Raw genomic sequence first — 18,979 nt, forward strand, 5'->3', positions numbered from 1 at the left:
ATCAGCGGGCCGAGCCCCGTGACCAGGCAACCGGCGCGTAGTTCACGCGACTGCAACGCCACCTCAGTAATGCGCTCTCAGTCGAGCACCCGCAGCAGCAGCACGGCCCGCGCCGGCACCGTGATCGCCGCTCCCGACCGGTGCTCCACGCCAGGCGCCTGACCCTGCTCCTCCCGTGAGGTGTCGACGACCACCTCGTACCGCTCCGCCCACGGCGGCCCCGGCAGCACGAAGGTCACCGGACGGTCGCCGGCGTGCAGGACGGCCAGAAAGCTGTCGTCGAGGATCGGCGCACCCCGCTCGTCGCGGCCCGGGATGTCCCGGCCGGAGAGGTACATGCCCAGCGTGGCAGCGGGGGCGTACCAGTCGCGTTCCGTCATCTCCGTCCCGCGCAGGGTGAACCAGGCCAGGTCCCGCAGACCGTCGGCCGAATGGGCCCGCCCGGAGAAGAAGGCCCGACGGCGCAGCACGGGATGCCGGTGGCGCAGCTCGATCAGCCGGGCCGTCAGGTCGAACAGGGCCTTCCAGTCCGGGTCCTCCAGCAGCCCCCAGTCCAGCCAGCTGATCTCGTTGTCCTGGCAGTAGGCGTTGTTGTTGCCCCGCTGCGTGCGCCCCAGCTCGTCGCCCGCGACCAGCATCGGCACACCCGTCGACAGCAACAGGGTCGTCAGCAGGTTCCGCAACTGCCGGCGCCGCAGCGCGCGTACGTTCTCGTCGTCGGTCTCGCCCTCGGCCCCGCAGTTCCAGGACCGGTTGTCGTTCGAGCCGTCCCGGTTGCCCTCGCCGTTCGCCTCGTTGTGCTTGCGCTCGTAGGACACCATGTCCCGCAGCGTGAAGCCGTCGTGCGCCGTCACGAAGTTGACCGAGGCGTACGGCCGCCGCCCGCCCCACGCGTACAGGTCACTCGACCCCGACAGGCGGTACCCCAGGTCCCGTACGTCCGGCAACGCTCCTCGCCAGAAGTCCCGTACGGCATTGCGGTAGCGGTCGTTCCACTCCGTCCACAGGGGTGGGAAGGCGCCCACCTGGTAGCCGCCCGAGCCCACGTCCCACGGCTCGGCGATCAGCTTCACCCGCCGCAGCACCGGATCCTGCGCGATCACGGCGAGGAACGGCGAGAGCATGTCGACGTCGTGCATGGAACGGGCCAGTGCCGCCGCCAGGTCGAAGCGGAAGCCGTCCACGCCCATCTCCGTCACCCAGTAGCGCAGGGAGTCGGTGATGAGGCGGAGTACGTGCGGCTGTACGACGTGCAGCGTGTTGCCGCAGCCCGTGTAGTCGGCGTACCTGCGGGCGTCCGACTGCAACCGGTAGTACCCGCGGTTGTCGATGCCCTTCAGCGACAGCATCGGGCCCAGCTCGCCCGCCTCCGCGGTGTGGTTGTAGACCACGTCGAGGATGACCTCGATCCCGGCCGCGTGCAAGGCGTGCACCATCCGCTTGAACTCTCCGACCTGCTGACCGGTCGTACCGGAGGCGGCGTAGGCGGCGTGCGGGGCGAAGTAGCCGATGGAGTTGTAGCCCCAGTAGTTGCGCAGGCCCTTGCGCAGCAGATGGTCCTCGTGCGCGAACTGGTGCACCGGCAGCAGCTCCACCGCCGTCACACCCAGCTTCACCAGGTGCTCGATCGCCGCCGGGTGCGCGAGACCGGCGTAGGTGCCCCGCAGCTCCCGCGGTATCCCCGGATGCAACTCGGTGAAGCCCCGGACATGCACCTCGTAGATCACCGAGTCCGCCCACGGCGTCTTCGGCCGCCGGTCGTCCATCCACTCGTCGTCGGGGGCGTCGTCGTGGACGACCACGCCCTTCGGGACGTACGGCGCCGAGTCCCGGTCGTCGCGCACGGTGTCGGCGACATGCTGCTGCGGCCAGTCGCGGACATGCCCGTACACCTCGGGCGGCAGACTGAAGTCGCCGTCCACCGCCCGGGCGTACGGGTCGAGAAGCAGCTTCGCCGGGTTCCAGCGGCCCCCGGTCCACGGGTCCCAGCGGCCGTGCACCCGGTAGCCGTAGCGCTGACCCGGCATGACACCCGGCACGAAGCCGTGCCAGATCTCGTGCGTCAGCTCGGTGAGCCGGGCCCGGGTCTCCTTGCCCTGCGCGTCGAACAGACACAGCTCGACGGCCTCCGCTCCCCCCGCCCACAGCGCGAAGTTGGTGCCCGCCACCCCGTCCGGGCCGACCCGGAAGCGGGCGCCGAGCGGCATCGGCGCGCCCGGCCACACCGGCACGGCCGGAGCCTTGCGCTGCGCCCCGTTCACGACGGCGGCCGGGCGCCCCTCCTCAGCGGCGACCGTCCCGGCCACCGCCTCCTGCTCGGCTGCGCTCGACACCTGTCGGCCTCCCACGGCTCATGGACCCCACGCACAGGGAAAGAGAGCCCACGGTGTCCCGGTCCGCGGCTCCCCATCGCGTCGTCCTCCCCACTGTTCTTCCCACCGCCGGGCTCGCACTCACGTTTCCCCAGGGCCACCCCGGTCGTTGGGGTCTTCGTGAGGCACGTACAAGGGCGCGCGCGGCGCGCGGGGGCCGTGTTGGCCGCCGTACTGACATGGGCAGGACTGCTGGCCGGTGCTGCCGGCTGCACTTCGGACGGCGATGGCATGGACCGGACGCTGGGCAAACCCCGGGCGCCCGAGGACGTCATCCGGGTGACACCCGACGACGAGACCAAGGGCGCACGCCCCGACGACCCGCTGCTGGTCCGCGTGCTCAGCGGGCGCCTGGAGTCGGTGAAGGTCGTCAAGTCCCAGGACGCCCAGGACACCCCGGTGCCCGGGCAGATCTCCGGGGACGGCCGGCGCTGGGAGCCCGAGGACCCCAGGCTCGCGCTGGCCGCCAAGTACACGATCGACGCGGTGGCCGTCGACGGCCACGGACGCCGCAGCGCACGGCACACGACCTTCACCACGTACGTCCCCGAGGAGCGGTTCATCGGATACGTCGCCCCGGAGAACCGCTCCACCGTCGGCACCGGAATGATCGTCTCGCTGGACTTCAACCGGGAGATCCAGAACCGCGCCGCCGTCGAACGCGCCGTCCAGGTCACCGCAGAGCCCCCCGTGGAGATCCGCCCGCACTGGTTCGGCAGCGGCCGCCTCGACTTCCGTCCCGAGCACTACTGGAAGCCCGGCACCCAGGTGACCGTCGCGCTGCGGCTGCGGGACGTCGAAGGGGCGCCCGGGGTGTACGGGCAGCAGTACAAGACCTTCTCCTTCACCGTCGGCCGCCACCAGGTCTCCGTCGTCGACGCGGCCAAGCACACCATGGAGGTCCGGCGCGACGGCGAGCTGCTGACGACCGTGCCGATCACGGCCGGCTCCCCGAAGACCACCACCTACAACGGCAAGATGGTGGTCACCGAGATGCTGGAGCTGACCCGGATGAACGGCGCCACGGTCGGCTTCAAGAAGGCCAACGGCAAGGGCGAGTACGACATCCCGGACGTCCCGCACGCCATGCGCCTGACCAACTCCGGCACCTTCCTGCACGGCAACTACTGGGCGGACGCCTCCATCTTCGGACGGAGCAATGTCAGCCACGGGTGCGTGGGCCTCAGGGACGTCAAGGGCGGCGGCTCGGAGACGCCGGCGGGCTGGTTCTTCGACCGCAGCCTGGTCGGGGACGTCGTCGAGGTCGTCCGCAGCAATGACAAAAAGGTCGCTCCTGACAATGGCCTCGGAGGATGGAATATGGGCTGGAAGGAGTGGAAGGCGGGGAGTGCGGTGAAGTAACAGGACAGGGGGGTTGGTGGCTCTACCGGCCGGCCGTCAGTCGATGTTGGAACGGAACGGTGACAAACGCGCGGCGTCGGCGCCCTGGCCTTGTGGTTAATATGCGCCGATGCGCGTGGCAAATGCGCGGGCGCGCGGGCCTGACCAGGCCCGGGGGAGGGGAGAAGGACTTGAACGTGCGGCCGATATCGGGGGCGTCGGTTGACGCGCGCGGGAGGCGTGGGCGCAAGGGGCTGGCGGCGATGGCCGGAGTGCTGCTGCTCGCCGTCACCGCGTGCGGTGGGAGCGGCGGATCGGACTCCGGGGCCGGTGACGGCAAGGGCGGCGACTCCTCCACGGCGGAGGCCAAGAAGTCGCAGGCCGTGGTGACCATAGCCCCGGGCGACGGCGCCAAGTCCGTCGAGACCAGCGGGGCACTGAAGGTGACCGCGGCCAAAGGCCGGCTGACGGACGTCGAGGTCAAGGACGCCAAGGGCAACGCGATAGCCGGGAAGATATCCGGCGACGGCGCCACCTGGACGCCGTCCACGCACCTCGCCGCCTCCACGAAGTACTCGGTGCACGCGGTCGCCAAGGACTCCGACGGCGTGGAGGCCGCCAAGGAGGCCGACTTCACCACCCTGACCCCGAAGAACACCTTCCTCGGCCGGTTCACCCCCGAGGACGGCTCCAAGGTCGGCGTCGGAATGCCGTTCTCGATCCGCTTCGACCGGGGCATCACCAGCCCCGAGGACGTCGAGAAGGCCATCACCATCAAGACCGAGCCGGCCGTCGAGGTCGAGGGCCACTGGTTCGGCAACGACCGCCTCGACTTCCGGCCCGAGAAGTACTGGAAGGAAGGCACGAAGGTCACGGTCGACCTCAACCTCGACGGCGTCGAGGGCCGCGACGGGGTCTACGGCGAGCAGGACAAGAAGGTCACCTTCACCATCGGCCGCAACCAGGTCTCGATCGTCGACGCCAAGGCCAAGAAGATGAAGGTCATGCAGGACGGCAAGGTCGTGAAGACCATCCCCGTCACCACCGGCGCGCCCGGGTACGAGACCTGGAACGGCCAGATGGTCATGACCGAGAAGTTCGTGCAGACCCGTATGAACGGCGACACGGTCGGCTACGAGGGCGAGTACGACATCAAGGACGTGCCGCACGCCATCCGCCTGACCGATTCCGGCACCTTCATCCACGGCAACTACTGGGCCGGCGGCGCCTTCGGCAACACCAACGCCAGCCACGGCTGCGTCGGCCTGCGCGACGTCAAGGGCGCGTGGAGCAAGGACACCCCGGCGGCGTGGTTCTACAACCACTCGATGATCGGCGACGTGGTGGTCGTGAAGAACTCCGCGGACGGGACGGTGGCTCCGGAGAACGGCCTCAACGGCTGGAACATGTCGTGGGAGAAGTGGAAGGCGTAACTCCCGCATGACGGCGCACGGCCCCGGTGCACGACCTCGATGTGAGGTACGGCACCGGGGCCGACGGCGTTAGTCCCCGTTAACCTGCCTCCATGACCGTGAATCTCGAAGTCGCCGAAGGTGTCGGTACGCTCCGTCTCGACCGACCGCCCATGAACGCGCTGGACGTCGCCACCCAGGACCGGCTCAAGGAACTCGCCGAGGAGGCGGGCCGTCGTGACGACGTGCGGGCCGTGGTGATCTACGGCGGGGAGAAGGTGTTCGCGGCGGGCGCGGACATCAAGGAGATGCAGGCCATGGACCACGCGGCGATGGTCCTGCGCGCCCGGGCCCTGCAGGAGTCGTTCACGGCGGTGGCCCGCATCCCGAAGCCGGTGGTGGCGGCCGTGACGGGCTACGCGCTCGGCGGCGGCTGCGAGTTGGCGCTGTGCGCGGACTACCGCATCGCCGGGGACAACGCCAAGCTGGGCCAGCCGGAGATCCTGCTCGGACTGATCCCGGGCGCCGGCGGCACCCAGCGGCTGGCCAGGCTGATCGGCCCTTCGAAGGCGAAGGACCTGATCTTCACGGGCCGTATGGTGAAGGCGGACGAGGCGCGGGAGTTGGGCCTCGTGGACCGCGTGGTGGCGCCGGACCAGGTCTACGCCGAGGCGCACGCCTGGGCGGCGAAGCTGGCGCAGGGTCCGGCGATCGCGCTGCGTGCGGCGAAGGAGTCGATCGACACCGGTCTGGAGACGGACATCGACACGGGCCTTGCGGTGGAACGGGGCTGGTTCGCGGGCCTGTTCGCCACGGAGGACCGGGAGCGGGGGATGCGGAGCTTCGTGGAGGAGGGGCCGGGCAAGGCCAAGTTCCTCTGAGCACCGGGAAAATCCCGGTCTGAAACTCCGTCGAACCACTTGCAATTGACGGGGTGTCTGATCCGGGTCCCTCGATGGGGCGGTTTATGGCAGCCTTAAGGCAGCCTTAAGCGTGCCTTGTCGAGGGAGCCTGCCGCTTGCCTTCGACAGGCCCTCCGTCGCAGCTCAGGTGGGTTGTGCACGGCTCCGAACTGCCCCCGTCATATGCCAATCGATCCCTGCGGAATGACCGCTTCCGGGGGATGTATTCCTGCGGAACGGCCCCGGCGGGTCCCGCGGGCGGCCATGATGGGGGCATGGCGGGGCTGGAGGGTATCGAACAGCCGCGGGGACACGGCCGTGCTACCGCGGCGCGCTGGTCGCCGGCGGTCGAGGACGAAGCTGCTGCGAAGGCGCTGGAGCTGTTCGGCAATCCCACGGAGGCGGAGGTTCCGCTCCCGTCCCGTCCGGAGTCCGCGGCCACGGCGCGGCGACTGGCGCAGGTCGTGGTCCTGCGCCAGTGGGGCCTGACTCCGAAAATGACGGAGGACGCGGTCCTGCTCGTCTCGGAACTGGTCGGCAACGCGGTCCGCCACACCGGCGCCCGCGTCTTCGGTCTCCGCATGCGCCGCCGCCGCGGCTGGATCCGCATCGAGGTCCGCGACCCGTCCCGGGGTCTGCCCTGCCTGATGCCGGTGCAGGAGATGGACATCAGCGGCCGGGGCCTGTTCCTGGTCGACAAACTCTCCGACCGCTGGGGCGTGGACCTGCTGCCGCGCGGCAAGACGACGTGGTTCGAGATGCGGGTGGCGGACCGCTGACGGTTGCCTCCGGCGGCTGAGCCGAGCACGGCGGCGCGCCCCCAATTCCCGGCGCCGGTCCAGGTGTTCCAGCCCGTCCGGCGTTTGAGGGTGAGGTCGTTGCCGTCCCTGGCCCCAACCGTCCGTTGGGGGCGGCGCGAGAGTGGCGATGGCACAGCCCGTCCGGCGTTTGAGGACGGGCTGTGCCATCCCTAGCCCCCACCCACCGCTGGGGGTTGTGCGCCTGCGGGTGGTGCTTCTCGACGCGGGCCCAGGTATGTCAGCCCGTCCGGCGTTTGAGGACGAGGTCCTTCAGGCCGACAGCGGGGGTCTGGGGGCGGCAGCCCCCAGGTACGGGACGGGTAGGGGCGGCGGGGCGAAACAACTGGTCGGTGGCGACCCGCGTAAACCTTCCATTGGGTAAATAACACGTTTTCCCACCCAATGCTCATTAAATAGTCGCAGTCGCCGCCCTCCCAGCCCCCCGGAAGACCTGCCGATGAACCTCACCCACCGCACCCTCCTCGCCGGCATAGGCCTCCTGGCCCTCGCCGCCTGCGGCACCGAGCCCCCCAAGGACAAGAGCCGCCACGCCACAGACCCCCACCACGGCACCCAGGCCGCCATCCCCGCCCCGGCGAAGAAGGACAGCGTCCAGGGTCTGCCCGGCATGCCCCCCGTCCTCGACCCGAAGGACGTCTACGCAGCCGACCGCCCCAACAAGCTCTCCCCCGTCGTCAAGGACTTCCCGTCCCGCGTCTACGTCCCGAACACCGAGTCCGACACCGTCTCCGTCATCGACCCCAAGACGTACGAGATCGTCGAGACCATCCCCGTCGGCCGCCAGCCCCAGCACGTCGTCCCGTCCTGGGACCTGAAGACCCTCTGGGTCAACAACAACCGCGGCCACACCCTCACCCCCATCGACCCGAAGACCGGAAAGGCGGGCAAGGAGGTCGAGGTCCACGACCCGTACAACCTCTACTTCACGCCCAACGGCAAGTACGCCATCGTCATGGCCTCCCTCGACCGCGAACTCGTCTTCCGTGACCCGCACACCATGAAGCGACTCAGGACCGAGCCGGTCACCTGCTACGGCGTCAACCACGCCGACTTCTCCCTGGACGGGAGGTACTTCATCGTGTCCTGCGAGTTCAGCGGTGAGCTGCTGAAGGTCGACACCGAGAAGATGAAGGTCGTCGGACAGCAGAAACTGCCCTTCGACGGGGCGATGCCGCAGGACGTCAAGGTCTCACCGGACGGCAAGCGGTTCTACATCGCCGACATGATGGCCCACGGCATGTGGGTCCTGGACGGCGACAAGTTCACCGAGCCCACGCTCCTGCCCACCGGCAAGGGCTGCCACGGCCTCTACGTCAGCCGCGACTCCCGCGAGATGTACGTCTCCAACCGCGGCGAGGGCACCGTCTCCGTCTTCGACTTCACCAGGAACGAGATCACCAAGAAGTGGCACCTCCCCGACGGCGGCAGCCCCGACATGGGCGGCGTCTCCGCGGACGGCAAGGTGCTGTGGCTGTCGGGGCGTTACGACTCCGAGGTGTACGCCATCGACACCCGCACCGGCGAACAGCTCGCCCGTATCTCCGTCGGAAGCGGCCCGCACGGCCTCGCCGTCTACCCGCAGCCGGGCCGCTACTCCCTCGGCCACACCGGCATCTTCCGCTAGCGGGCGGTCAGTTGACCGGCGGTCAGCGGACACGCCGCCGTACGGGTGACGATGCGCGGCGCGCCGTCACGGGCCCGGGATCGTGCTTCCCATGATCACAACTCGCCTGCGGCGGCGGGCCGCCGCCGCCGTCCTGTCCCTCTCGGCCATCCTCGCCACCACGGCCGCCACGGCTCCGCAGTCCCCCGCCCCCGCTCGCCCGGCCGCCGTCAGGGTCGCCGCGCCGGCCGCCTGCCCCGTCCAGTACGACGACAGGATCAAGGCCGCCGCCGACCGCCGGGTCGACGTCGACCGGATCACCCCCGACCCGGCCTGGCGCACCGGCTGCGGCACGCTCTACCGGGCCGACGGCCGCGGCCCGGACATCGTCTTCGAGGACGGCTTCCGGCCCAGGGACGCCGTCGACGGCCAGTACGACCTGGAGCAGTACGTCCTGGTCAACCAGCCCTCCCCGTACGTCTCCACGACCTATGACCACGACCTGTACAAGAAGTGGTGGAAGTCGGGCTGGAACTACTACATCGACGCCCCCGGCGGCATCGATGTCAACAAGACCATCGGCGACACCCACAAATGGGCCGACCAGGTGGAGGTCGCCTTCCCCGGTGGCATCGACCGGAAGTACGTCATCGGCGCCTGCCCGGTGGACAAGACCACCAAGGTCGAGATCATGAGCGACTGCCGGAGCAACCCGCACTTCGAGGCCTGGCACTGACGGCCTGGCATTAGTCGGCCTGCCCCTACCAGGCGTGCAGCAGCAGCTCCGCGCCGACCGGCCGGTAGCCGGCCGCCTGGAACGCCCGCGCGCTGCGGGCGTTCCCCGGCGCGACCTGCGCCCACAGCGGCTCCGCGACGAGATGCCGGGCCGCGCTCGCCAGCAGCCGCCCCAGCCCCCGGTGCCGTACGCCCTCGTTCACCTCGACCGAGACCTCCAGGCGGCCCGCGACCCCGCGTCCCGTCACCAGCACGCCGCCCTCCGTCGTCCACGCGCGTACGTCGTCCCGCCGGCGTCGGGCATAGACGACCCGGGGGTGCTCGGCGTCCTCGATCTCCTTCAGCGCGAGCGGCGGCCCACCCGGCAGCGGGGTGCCGACCAGGACCGCGTCGATGGTCTCCGACGCCCGCCCCGTCCGCTCCATGAGCGCCGCCAGGAAGCGCGGATTCATCGCCGCGGCCAGCGCGTCGCAGCCGACGTCGCGCAGGGCGGCGTACACCCAGTCCGGATCCTCGTCCGTGAAGACGACGGAGTGCGCCGTGAAGGCAAGGACGCCCGCGTTCCGGGCCGAGGGCTGGGGCACCACCGTCGTACTGCCGTCCTCGGGCGGGAAGACACCCCGCGCCACCGCCTCCAGAATCTCCCGCAAGGTCTCCGCCACGGCCGCCCCCCGTCCCGCTCCCTGAGTCGTCACCCACTGCAGGGCCCACACTCCCAGACATCACCGACGCCGGCACCGGGCACCGCCTGGAGTCCGGTGGGTGGTCGCCGGGCTGGAGGCGCGGACGGACGGTTAATCTGACCTGCGGCAGCAAGCCAGCACAACACGACGGACGCGAGCAAACGCGAGTAAAGGGGCGGACCGGTGACGCACATCGACATCGAGGAAGCACGCAAGCAGTTCGAGCGCATCGATGCGGACGGGGACGGCACCATCACCGCCGCCGAATTCAAGTCCGCCCTGGCTCAGGGCGGCGACTGGAACGTGACCGAGGCGGTCGCCGAGGCGATCATCAAGAGCCGTGACCTCAACGGCGACAAGCTGCTGTCGTTCGACGAGTTCTGGTCCTACCTGAACAAGTGACGTGTGGAAGGGGTGCCCTCCGCCCGAGCGGCGGAGGGCACCCCTTCGCCAATTCCGCGGCCGGAACTGTCGTCAGGCGTTCTCGGCCCACTCGCGCAGGGCCGCCTTGCTCGCGAAGTTCGCGACGTTCTTGTCCAGCGGGTCGTCGGTGTACTGGTGGAAGCGCCACTTCGCCTGGATGCGGGGCTTGCCTGCGGTCACGTAGTCGGCGATCCAGAGGCCGTCTCCGGCGTAGGAGGTGGTGTCCACATTGAGCCAGTAATTGCGGTTACAGTACAAAATGACAGGGTTGTTCGGTCGCTTCTCCTTCACCTTTCTGATGAACAGGTCCTTCTCCGCGTTGCTCGCATGTGTCCCCTCGCTCGTCGTCTCCCAGTCGACGGCGAGGATGTCGCCCGCTTTCTCGGGGGCCTTGCTGACGAAGTAGTCGGCCTGGGCGGAGAGGTTGCCGGGCCAGAGGAAGTGGTAGAAGCCGACGACCAGGCCGGCGTCGCGGGCGCGTTTGGTCTGGGCGGTGAGTTTGGGGTTGATGTAGGAGCGGCCCTCCGTCGCCTTGATGAAGACGAAAGAGAGGCCGTCCGTGTCGTAGGACGAGGACTGGTACGCGCTTACATCGATGCCGCGGAGCATGGGGGGAAGGCTCCTTCAAGTGTCAGTGGGGGGTAGGAGTTGGAATTGGTGTATGCCCCTGCTCCGTGGGGGCGGAACATCACCATTCGTGTCGCCGGCTCCGTGACCGTCCTGAGGAGGTCCGCGGGGGGTTGGGCCAGGTCGACGGTGTGGGTCGTGACCGTGAAGCCGGCTCGGCGGATGGTGTGGTGCGTGGGGGTGCTCGGGGCGCCTTGGGGCGCGGCCGCCGCTGCACGTCGAGTCACTCGTCCCGCAGTGCCCACGGGTCGTTCAGCAGTGCCTCCTGCTCCGGGAGGGGCCTCGCGGCGATCCGCTCCACCAGCAGGACCAGGATCTGGAACCGTGCCCACCGGTGGTTCAGGAAGCCCTGCCCGCCGTGCAGGAAGCCTGTCAGCGAGGTCTCCAGGTCGACGTCGATCGTCGCCGCATCCAGGCCGGCCCAGGACAGGACCTCGTCCAGGATCTGGAGCTTCTTCCTGATTCCGATCTGCTCGGGCACCAGCGGCGCCATGTTCACGAGGAGCAGCTCGGCCGCGAGGGCGATCGGGGCCGCCGGCGCGCCGTCGAGCTGGCGCCGCAGCTTGACGAGGAAGGTGTCCGACGATGAGTCCGGCTGGTCCACGAAACGGGCCCGTAGGTCGGAGGCGGTCGCCGCGGTCCACGACTCCAGCTCCTGGGCGATGGCCGAATGCCCGCTCGGCAGCCCGTTCCCGGAAGATCCGCTGCACCGCCGCCACAACCCCGGCGGCGCTCTCCGGCCGTCCTGCCATGCCGCTCACCCCTCGTGCTCGAAGTGCCCAGCCCAGGAGGGGCCTTGGGTGGGCGTCCCGGGATCGGTCGACTCACCGTCCGCTCACATCGCCCTCACCTCGCCACCAAGGCATCCGCGCCACAAACCCGAGTTTTCGCCAACTCCTCCTCGGTCGGCCGATTATCGGCCCCGAGGTTGGACGATCATTCGTGCGCCGGGTTTGACCTCAAGGTCGTTCCCAAAGGCGCAGACAGGGGGCGCACGCCTTGTGATGTGCGCCCCCTGAGCGTGGTGGGGCAGGGATGCCGAGGGCAGGGTGATCTACCTGGCATTCCTCAAGTACCGGTCAGTACCCCCGGTGTGGCGCAATTCACTCGAGCCGGAACATCGCTCTGCCAGCATCTACACCCATCGAAAATCCAGGCGTCCGGAATGCGGCGGGGGGCCGGCCATGGGACTGCTCGGCAATGAGCTGGCATTCGCTCAGGCTCTGACTGCTCAGGAGCGCGAGAGCGTCATGGCCCTCGGCAGCCGGAAGGGCTTCCCGGCCGACGCCCACCTCCTCACGGAGGGCGACCGGTCCAGTCATGTCGTGATCATCATTCGGGGGTGGGTGACGGTGTCCGTGGTGACGGACCGTGGGGCCACCCGGCTGATACTCGGCCTGCGCGGCCCGGGTGAACTCCTCGGGGAGATGGCCGCGTTGGACCCGCACCCCCGCAGCGCCACCGTGCGTGCGCTGGGCGCCATAGAGGCCCAGGTCATATCCGGGGATGCGTTTCGCCGTTTTCTCGCCCTGCACCCCAGGGTCAGCGGCCTGGTGATACGTCAGCTCACCTTCCGCCTCCGCAGCGCCGACCAGGAGCGGTCCGCGCTCGCCTCGCTCACCGTGCTCCAGCGCCTGGCCAGCCGGCTCATCGAACTCTCGGGAGCCGAACGCGCCGGCCCGTACACCCCCTCCGGAGCGGGTCCCTCGAGCGACCCCTCGGCCTCCGGCCCCGTCGTGCACCTGGCCCAGGACGAGCTGGCCGCCACCATAGGCGCCACCCGGGAAGCCGTCGCCAAGGCGCTACGCCTCCTGCGCACGCAGCACATCGTCCGTACCGGCAACCGCATGGTCGAGATCCTCGACCCCGCCCTGCTGGCCCTTCTCGCGGACGGTCATCAGGAGTAAACCCACGCCCCGCCGTGTGTAAACGGCTACAGACGCCACTCTTCCCCGGCCCGACGCTGAAGGGACGGAGCGTTTCTCCGGCAGGACGGACGACGCCTTCGCCGGGACGAACCACTTCCCGGCGGGACGAACGACCTCTTCGCCGGGGGGAACGACCTCCCTTCGGCACCACGAACCACTTCTTCGGCACCACGAACCACTCTTCGGCTAGGACGGAACATGCAGGGGGCACGGGTGAACCACGACGCTCTGGACATCACCGAAGCGCACTACGAGTTGGTGATCAGCGTCGACGCCAGACGGTCCGGCGCCTACGACGACGTCGACAAGGTGCGGATGCGCGAGCGCATCTACCGCGTGCTGGAGACGGCGTTCACCCACGCCAAGATGGCCCGGGACGCCGTACACCTGGAGGACCGCGGCGACGGCGTGCTGCTGTCGGTGCCGGGCCGGATCGCGGCGAGCCGGCTGCTGGGCCTGTGGCTGATCGAGGTGCACGAGAAGCTGCGGGACGAGAACCGTGGCCTGGCCGTGCCCCTCGGGCTGCGCATCGGCATGCATGTCGGTCCCGTCCGACACGACGGCCGGGGCATCAGCGGACGCGCCGTCGACCTCGCCTGCCGGCTGGCCGACTCCTCCGTCGCCCGCGGACTGCTCGACGCCGAGAAGGCCGACCTGGTGCTGGTGACGTCCCAGTCCCTGTACGACGACGTGGTCGGCGCCGGCGGCAAGTTCATCGAGCCCGCGCACTACTCGCCGGCCCGGCTGGAGCTGAAGGAGGGCGAGGTGACCGCCTGGTTCCATCTGCCCGGGCGGACCGCTCCGGTGATCCCGCAACCTGAGCCTGCACCGCCGGCGCCTGCGCCTTCATCGTCACCCACACCGTCGTCACCCGCCGCCGGCGGCCCCCTGCACGCCGTAGACGGTGGCGAGTTCGACGGCGAGGGCTTCGACGACAGCGACGAGTTCGAGGTCGTCGGCGACGGCATGTCCGGTCATCGGCCCGGTGGCGTCGGCATTCATTACAACGTCATCGGCGACATGTCCCATCACCACCACAACGACTACCAGGGCAACGTGCACATCGGCCGGAACACCGACCGCGACGCCGAGCAGGGGAGGGGCTGAGCCGGGTGAGCGACGACGAGCAGGCGGGCGGCGCGGCCGACGAAGCCTCCGAGAAGCCGGCCGGCGGCCGGTCGTCCGACGCCGACGACAAGAAGGCCGACGACAGGAAAGCGGGGGACAGGAAGGCCGGCGACGACAAGAAGCCGGCCAAGGACGGAAAGAAGCAGGCCCGGGACGACAAGGCCCGGGACGACGAGGGCGAGGACGACGACGAGAAGTCCGCCGAGGACGAGGCGGACGACGAGGAGGACGAGCGGGAGAAGGAACGGGAGCGCGCCGCAGGGCGGTTCAAGGCGTACACCCGCGATCCCCTCGCCGAGGACCAGGGCGAGGACGGACCCACCGACCTCGCCGCCGCCGCACGCACCCGCCGGGCCACCCGGCTGCTGTTCGACGTCGGCCGGGACCTGCACCGTTTCGACCGCTCGTACTTCAACAACGCCCACATCGGCGACATCAACCTGCGGCTCGGCGCCCGCCGGTTCGGCGCGGGCATGCGCAGCGGACCCGTGCCCGAGGACGAACTGCGCAGGCTCCGCCGGGCCCACGTCGAGCCCGAGGGGTACGTCCAGCTGCGCACCGCGCTCCGCGCCCAGCGGCTGCTGGTCCTCGGTGCCGCGCCCGGTACCGGACGTACCAGTACCGCGCTCTCGCTCCTCGACGAGGTCACCACCTCGGCGGCGAACGGCAACGGCACCGGCCCGGACGCGGAGCCAGCCGGCTCCCGGGTGCTCAGGGTCGATCCGGACGGCGGCGTACGGCAGTTGGCCGCGTCGCTGGACGAGTCGCGGGGCGGTGAGGGCGAGGAGGCGCGGCCCGGCGTCGGGTATCTGCTGGAGCTGTCCCTCACCCGGCCCGGAGCGCTGCCCCCGGACGAGATGGACCTCGACGAGCTCGCCGCCGCCCTGTCCCGCTGCGAGGCCTTCGCGGTGATCGTCGTGACGGTCGGGTCGGCGGCGAATCCGCTGCTGGCCGGGCGGTACGGCATGATCTGCCCGCCCGCGCCGACCGAGGAACTCCTGGCAACCCGGCTGCGCGAGCGGCTGGAGGAGCACGCCGCCGGAGCCGCGGAGGACGACACCCCGCCCGCCGACCTGCTGGCCCGCGCCGAGCGGCTCGCCGACCGGGAGGAGGTCAAGGACGCCGTCGGGCTGAAGGATCTGCGCCCCGCCGAAGCCGAGTTGCTCGCATCGCTGCTGGCCGGGCATGTGCTGGGGGACATCTCCCGCGACGCGTTGCTGGACGGGTGCCGGAGCCTGGCCGCCGTACAGGCCCAGGAGTGGTTCGCCGGCGTGGACCGGGCGCTGACGGCCCGGCCGGCCGAGGCGGAGCGCGGGGACCGGAACCCGGGACGGTCGGGCACGGCGACGCTGTTCCACCCGGTGGCGTTCCGGATCGCGCTCGCCGTCCTCGGCGGGGCCTCGCACAGCGCCGTGGCCGCCGCCGCGCACCTGCTGACCTGGGAACTGTCCGTGCAGTCGGACCCGGACAGCACGCCGGCCCGCCCGCTGTTCTGCGACGACCCGGAAGCCGACCGGGCGCTCTCGCGCGCCGAACTCACCGAAGGCAAGGTCGAGGTGGACGGGCACGAGGTGCCGGCCCGGCTGATCTGGTACCGGGGTTCCGCCCTGCCGTCCGCGGTGCTCACCGAGCTGTGGGACCGGCACTTCCCGGTCCGGGCGCCGGTGGTGCGCTGGCTGCGGCTGCTGGCGGACGATCCGCGCGACCAGGTGTGGATGCGCGCCGCGGTCGCCGCCGGAGAGCTGTGCGTACGGGACTTCGACCACGGCTACACGGAACTGATCCGCCCGCTCGCCGAGGCGACCACGAACCGCCGGCTGATCTTCGCGGCCACCACGCTGGACCAGGCGGCCGGCCACGCCTCGCACCGCAAGGCCGTGCACCGGCTGATCGGCGACTGGAGCAAGAAGGGCACCCCGTCGCAGCGCTGGAGCGCGGCCTGGGCGCTCGGCTACGGCAACGCCGCGGCCAGCACGGACGACATCCTGGACGCCCTGGCCCGCATCGGGGTCCGTGACGAGGGGGAACTGGTCACGGTCGCCTCCCACAACGTCGTACGACTGCTGGTGCTGCCGGACGCCGCCGAGGTGCTGGCGCGGATGGCCGAGTGGACCCACCACAAGCGCGAGCCGTACCAGGACCTGGGGCTCGCGGCCACCGTCCGGCTGGCGCTGACGACGGTGGACGAGCTGCTGATGGACCCCGACTCCCTGGGGGACGACAGCGATTCCCCCTGGGCGGACCGCGGGGACTGGCCGGTCGCGCTCGCCCTCGCCGCCATCCGGCCCGAACTCGTCGAGCCGATGGCCGACTTGATGTGGACCGCGCTGAACACGGCGCGGTCGAAGGACGTGGCGATGGACGCGCTGGAGGAACTGCTGCGGTCGGCCGTGCGCAAGGACGGCACCGAGTGGACCCGGCCCGGGCTGGCGGAGCTGCTGCCCGCGCTGGCGACCGAGGAGCACGACCGGCGGCGGCTGGACTGGCTGCTGCGCCGAATGATGAGCGACCCGGAGAAGCCGCTCCCCGACGCGGACGCACGCGACCTGTGGTGGCTCGCCGTCGCGCCGGAGGAGAGGGCGAGGCAGGACGGGCCGCGCCGGGACCGGCGGCGTCAGGAGTGGCCGGGTCCGCACCGGCCGGGCCCGGACCGGCCGAGCCCGGACAGGCCGCGTCAGGAGTGGCCGCGACAGGACCGGCTGCGCCGGGAGAGGACCCGCGAGGAGGAGCGGTATGGCTGAGAACGAGGACGAGGCGCGCGACGGGGACGAGGCGGTCGGCCCCGACCCCGCCGGGCCCGCGGGACCGTTCCTTCGGGACTTCAACACGCTGACGGACGGGTTCCCCAAGGTGAGCCCCAGGTCGGCGCTGGTGCAGTTCTACCGGAACGGCGGCTACACGGTGAAAAGGGCCTCCGGGGTCCAGCATGTCGACAGGCCGGTGCTGGCCCGGACGCACAGCATGTGCGAGATCGCGCTGGGCACCTATGTGACGCCGCTTCAGATGGAACTGCCGGCCGCCGGCGGCACCACCTTCTTCAAGGCCGAGGTGGACATCCAGTGGGCCGTGACCGACCCGCACCTGGCCGCCCTGGAAGTCGTCACCGACGTCGCCAACCGGCTCACCTCCCCGGTGCTGGAACGGCTGCGGGAGGTCACCACCACCTACCGGGTGACCGAGGCCGAGCAGGCCAACCGCGCCATCACACGCGAGTGCGCGGGCGGCCGCTGGGCCGACCTGGGCTCGGAACTCGGCCTGCGGGTACGGCTGTACGTCCGGCTGCGGGTGGACGACCGGACCATCGAGCACGCCGACGAGGAACGGGACGCGCACGCCCAGGCCAAGGTGATCCGGCTGCGGCAGGAGTCGTACCGGCGCATGTTGCAGGGCGGGGAGCTGGAGCAGCTCAGCTTCATGCTCGCGGCCGACCCCGAGGGGGCCAAGGACTTCCTGGAGAAGATCCGCCAGGAGGGCAGGCAGGACGAGAAGGACCGGGTCGCCCGGCTGTTCGCCATGGCCCAGCGGGGCGAACTCGCCACCGTGGACGTGGAGACGCAGGTCCTGAACCTTCTGAACCAGGGCGACGGACGGCCCATGGTGGGCCCCATCGGAACCGTGCCGGCCCGTCGGCCCCGGGAGCTGGAGACGTCATCCAGCCGCCCGTTCAACCCGGACTGGGCGTCGGACGAACCGCCCCGACGGCGCCCTCAGCGGGCCGAGCCCTCCCGGGGCGAGCCCGACCGGCGATCCGACGGCCGAGGCGCCGACCGACGGGGGCCCGACCGGCGAGGCCCCGACCGGACGGAGCCGTACCGGGGAGGCGTGGCCGACTACGACGCCGACTACGACACCGAGTACGAGCCACGGGGCACCCGCAGCGCGCGCGCGAGCCACCGGTCGGACCCCTACCCGGCCGACGATCGCGTTCACGACGACGGGCGCGACCCGGTCCAGCGCCGGACTCACCGGCCGGACCCCTACCCGGCCGACGACCGCGACCACGACGACCGGCGCGTCCCGGCGCGGCGTCCGTCGTACCAGCCCGAGCCGTACTCCCCGCGCGACGACGCCGACTACGACGACCCGCGCGTGCCGGCCCGGCAGCGGACCTACCGGCCCGAGCCGTACCCGGGAGCGGACCCCCAGGACGACGACCCGCGCTCCCGCACGCCCCGGCAGACCTACCGGCCGGAGCCCTACTACCCGCAGGACGAACCCGGATACGACGACCCGCGCACCCGGGCCGCCCGGCGCCAGATCCACCGGCCCGAGCTCTACCCGGTGGACGACGACCGGGAGCCGCCGCGCCGACGCCGACGTGCCGAGGACGACGGCTGGTCCTGGGCGGAAGAGGACCGATGAGCGCCGACGGGGCGGCACGCACCTCCCCCGACCCGGTCGTGCCCGTGCCGGACGGGGGTCGGCACTGCCACGACCGGGCGGGGGAGCACATCGCGGAACGGCTGCTGAACACCGTCCGGGAGGACGTCGGCCGGGCCGACTCCAAGGCGGCCGTGCTGCTCTCGGGGACGCTCGCGCTGCCCGCGTTCCTGCTCGGCTGGCACGGCACCCCCAGGTGGGACGGCTTCGCCGACGTGACGCTGATCCTCTCCGGGGTGCTCTGGGCTGTCGCGGTGTCCGCGCTGGTCGGGGCACTGATGCCGCGCACCGGCACGGTCCGCGGCCGGGACGAGGTGACGTACTTCGGCGATCTGGTGGCCGCCCGCGACCTCGCGGAGCTGTCCGCCCGGGTCGCCGAGGCCGGGCGCGACCCGGCCGCGTGGCTGCTCGTCCAGGCCGTGGACGTCAGCTCGATCCTCACCGCCAAGTACCGCGCCATCCGCTGGGGAGTGGGCTCGCTCGCCCCCTCGGCGGCACTGGCCGTGGTCTGGGGGCTGACCGCGCGCTGACGCGCGACCGGCCGGCACAAGGCAAGCAACGCAAGCAACGCAAGCACCCCAAGCAACCGACGCAACGCAGAGCAGAGACTCTCCGAGAATCAGG

16 protein-coding genes are annotated in these 18,979 nt (G+C 70.8%); 12 read left to right on the forward strand and 4 right to left on the reverse strand.

From position 1 onward, the window contains the following. Window positions 1-77 precede the first annotated feature (77 nt). Window positions 78-2,333, reverse strand: a complete 2,256-nt coding sequence (gene glgX, locus AB5J55_RS29345; RefSeq protein WP_369273506.1) for a glycogen debranching protein GlgX — start codon at window positions 2,331-2,333, stop codon at window positions 78-80. Window positions 2,334-2,492: 159 nt separating this feature from the next. On the opposite strand from glgX, the gene AB5J55_RS29350 reads away from it, so the two are divergent. The 6 genes from AB5J55_RS29350 to AB5J55_RS29375 all read left to right on the forward strand — a co-directional run bounded on the left by AB5J55_RS29350 (window position 2,493) and on the right by AB5J55_RS29375 (window position 9,187). Further along, entirely contained in the window at window positions 2,493-3,734 is a 1,242-nt protein-coding gene (locus tag AB5J55_RS29350) for an Ig-like domain-containing protein (protein WP_369273507.1), read from the forward strand. Between the two features lie 170 nt (window positions 3,735-3,904). Then, entirely contained in the window at window positions 3,905-5,146 is a 1,242-nt protein-coding gene (locus AB5J55_RS29355; protein ID WP_369273508.1) for an Ig-like domain-containing protein, read from the forward strand. 92 nt (window positions 5,147-5,238) lie between these two features. Beyond that, a complete protein-coding gene (locus AB5J55_RS29360) occupies window positions 5,239-6,006 on the forward strand; it encodes an enoyl-CoA hydratase/isomerase family protein (protein ID WP_369273509.1) in 768 nt (255 codons plus the stop codon). 296 nt (window positions 6,007-6,302) lie between these two features. Next, on the forward strand, window positions 6,303-6,806 hold the full coding sequence (locus AB5J55_RS29365; RefSeq protein ID WP_369273510.1) for an ATP-binding protein: 504 nt from the start codon (window positions 6,303-6,305) through the stop codon (window positions 6,804-6,806). A 478-nt stretch (window positions 6,807-7,284) separates the two neighbouring features. After that, window positions 7,285-8,472: a YncE family protein gene (locus tag AB5J55_RS29370; RefSeq protein ID WP_369273511.1), complete on the forward strand. Its 1,188-nt coding sequence runs from the start codon at window positions 7,285-7,287 to the stop codon at window positions 8,470-8,472. A gap of 91 nt (window positions 8,473-8,563) precedes the next feature. Continuing rightward, entirely contained in the window at window positions 8,564-9,187 is a 624-nt protein-coding gene (locus AB5J55_RS29375) for an ADP-ribosyltransferase (protein WP_369273512.1), read from the forward strand. Window positions 9,188-9,212: 25 nt separating this feature from the next. Here AB5J55_RS29375 and AB5J55_RS29380 read toward each other — a convergent pair whose 3' ends face one another. Then, window positions 9,213-9,848, reverse strand: a complete 636-nt coding sequence (locus AB5J55_RS29380; RefSeq protein WP_369273513.1) for a GNAT family N-acetyltransferase — start codon at window positions 9,846-9,848, stop codon at window positions 9,213-9,215. A gap of 204 nt (window positions 9,849-10,052) precedes the next feature. Between AB5J55_RS29380 and AB5J55_RS29385 the strand changes: the two genes are divergently transcribed. Then, window positions 10,053-10,271: an EF-hand domain-containing protein gene (locus AB5J55_RS29385; protein WP_369273514.1), complete on the forward strand. Its 219-nt coding sequence runs from the start codon at window positions 10,053-10,055 to the stop codon at window positions 10,269-10,271. Window positions 10,272-10,343: 72 nt separating this feature from the next. On the opposite strand, the gene AB5J55_RS29390 is transcribed toward AB5J55_RS29385, so the two are convergent. Both AB5J55_RS29390 and AB5J55_RS29395 read right to left on the reverse strand, forming a co-directional pair. Then, window positions 10,344-10,901 carry a glycoside hydrolase family 25 protein gene (locus AB5J55_RS29390; RefSeq protein WP_369273515.1) on the reverse strand — a complete coding sequence of 186 codons (558 nt, stop codon included), beginning with the start codon at window positions 10,899-10,901 and terminating at the stop codon, window positions 10,344-10,346. A 241-nt stretch (window positions 10,902-11,142) separates the two neighbouring features. Next, on the reverse strand, window positions 11,143-11,523 hold the full coding sequence (locus tag AB5J55_RS29395; RefSeq protein ID WP_369273516.1) for a hypothetical protein: 381 nt from the start codon (window positions 11,521-11,523) through the stop codon (window positions 11,143-11,145). 580 nt (window positions 11,524-12,103) lie between these two features. On the opposite strand from AB5J55_RS29395, the gene AB5J55_RS29400 reads away from it, so the two are divergent. The 5 genes from AB5J55_RS29400 to AB5J55_RS29420 all read left to right on the forward strand — a co-directional run bounded on the left by AB5J55_RS29400 (window position 12,104) and on the right by AB5J55_RS29420 (window position 18,885). Further along, window positions 12,104-12,826 (forward strand): Crp/Fnr family transcriptional regulator, encoded by a 723-nt coding sequence (locus tag AB5J55_RS29400; RefSeq protein ID WP_369273517.1) that lies wholly within the window; start codon window positions 12,104-12,106, stop codon window positions 12,824-12,826. 234 nt (window positions 12,827-13,060) lie between these two features. Next, a complete protein-coding gene (locus AB5J55_RS29405; protein WP_369273518.1) occupies window positions 13,061-13,954 on the forward strand; it encodes a hypothetical protein in 894 nt (297 codons plus the stop codon). Between the two features lie 5 nt (window positions 13,955-13,959). Then, the gene (locus AB5J55_RS29410; protein ID WP_369273519.1) at window positions 13,960-16,716 is read left to right on the forward strand and encodes a hypothetical protein; all 2,757 of its coding nucleotides are present in this window, start codon (window positions 13,960-13,962) and stop codon (window positions 16,714-16,716) included. Beyond that, window positions 16,709-18,337: a hypothetical protein gene (locus AB5J55_RS29415; RefSeq protein ID WP_369273520.1), complete on the forward strand. Its 1,629-nt coding sequence runs from the start codon at window positions 16,709-16,711 to the stop codon at window positions 18,335-18,337. The genes AB5J55_RS29410 and AB5J55_RS29415 overlap by 8 nt, the downstream gene beginning before the upstream one ends. Next, window positions 18,334-18,885: a Pycsar system effector family protein gene (locus AB5J55_RS29420; RefSeq protein WP_369273521.1), complete on the forward strand. Its 552-nt coding sequence runs from the start codon at window positions 18,334-18,336 to the stop codon at window positions 18,883-18,885. Before AB5J55_RS29415 ends, AB5J55_RS29420 begins: the two co-directional genes overlap by 4 nt. Window positions 18,886-18,979: the final 94 nt, after the last annotated feature.

Origin of the sequence: Streptomyces sp. R11 (genome assembly GCF_041051905.1) — a bacterium.
Taxonomy (GTDB): domain Bacteria; phylum Actinomycetota; class Actinomycetes; order Streptomycetales; family Streptomycetaceae; genus Streptomyces.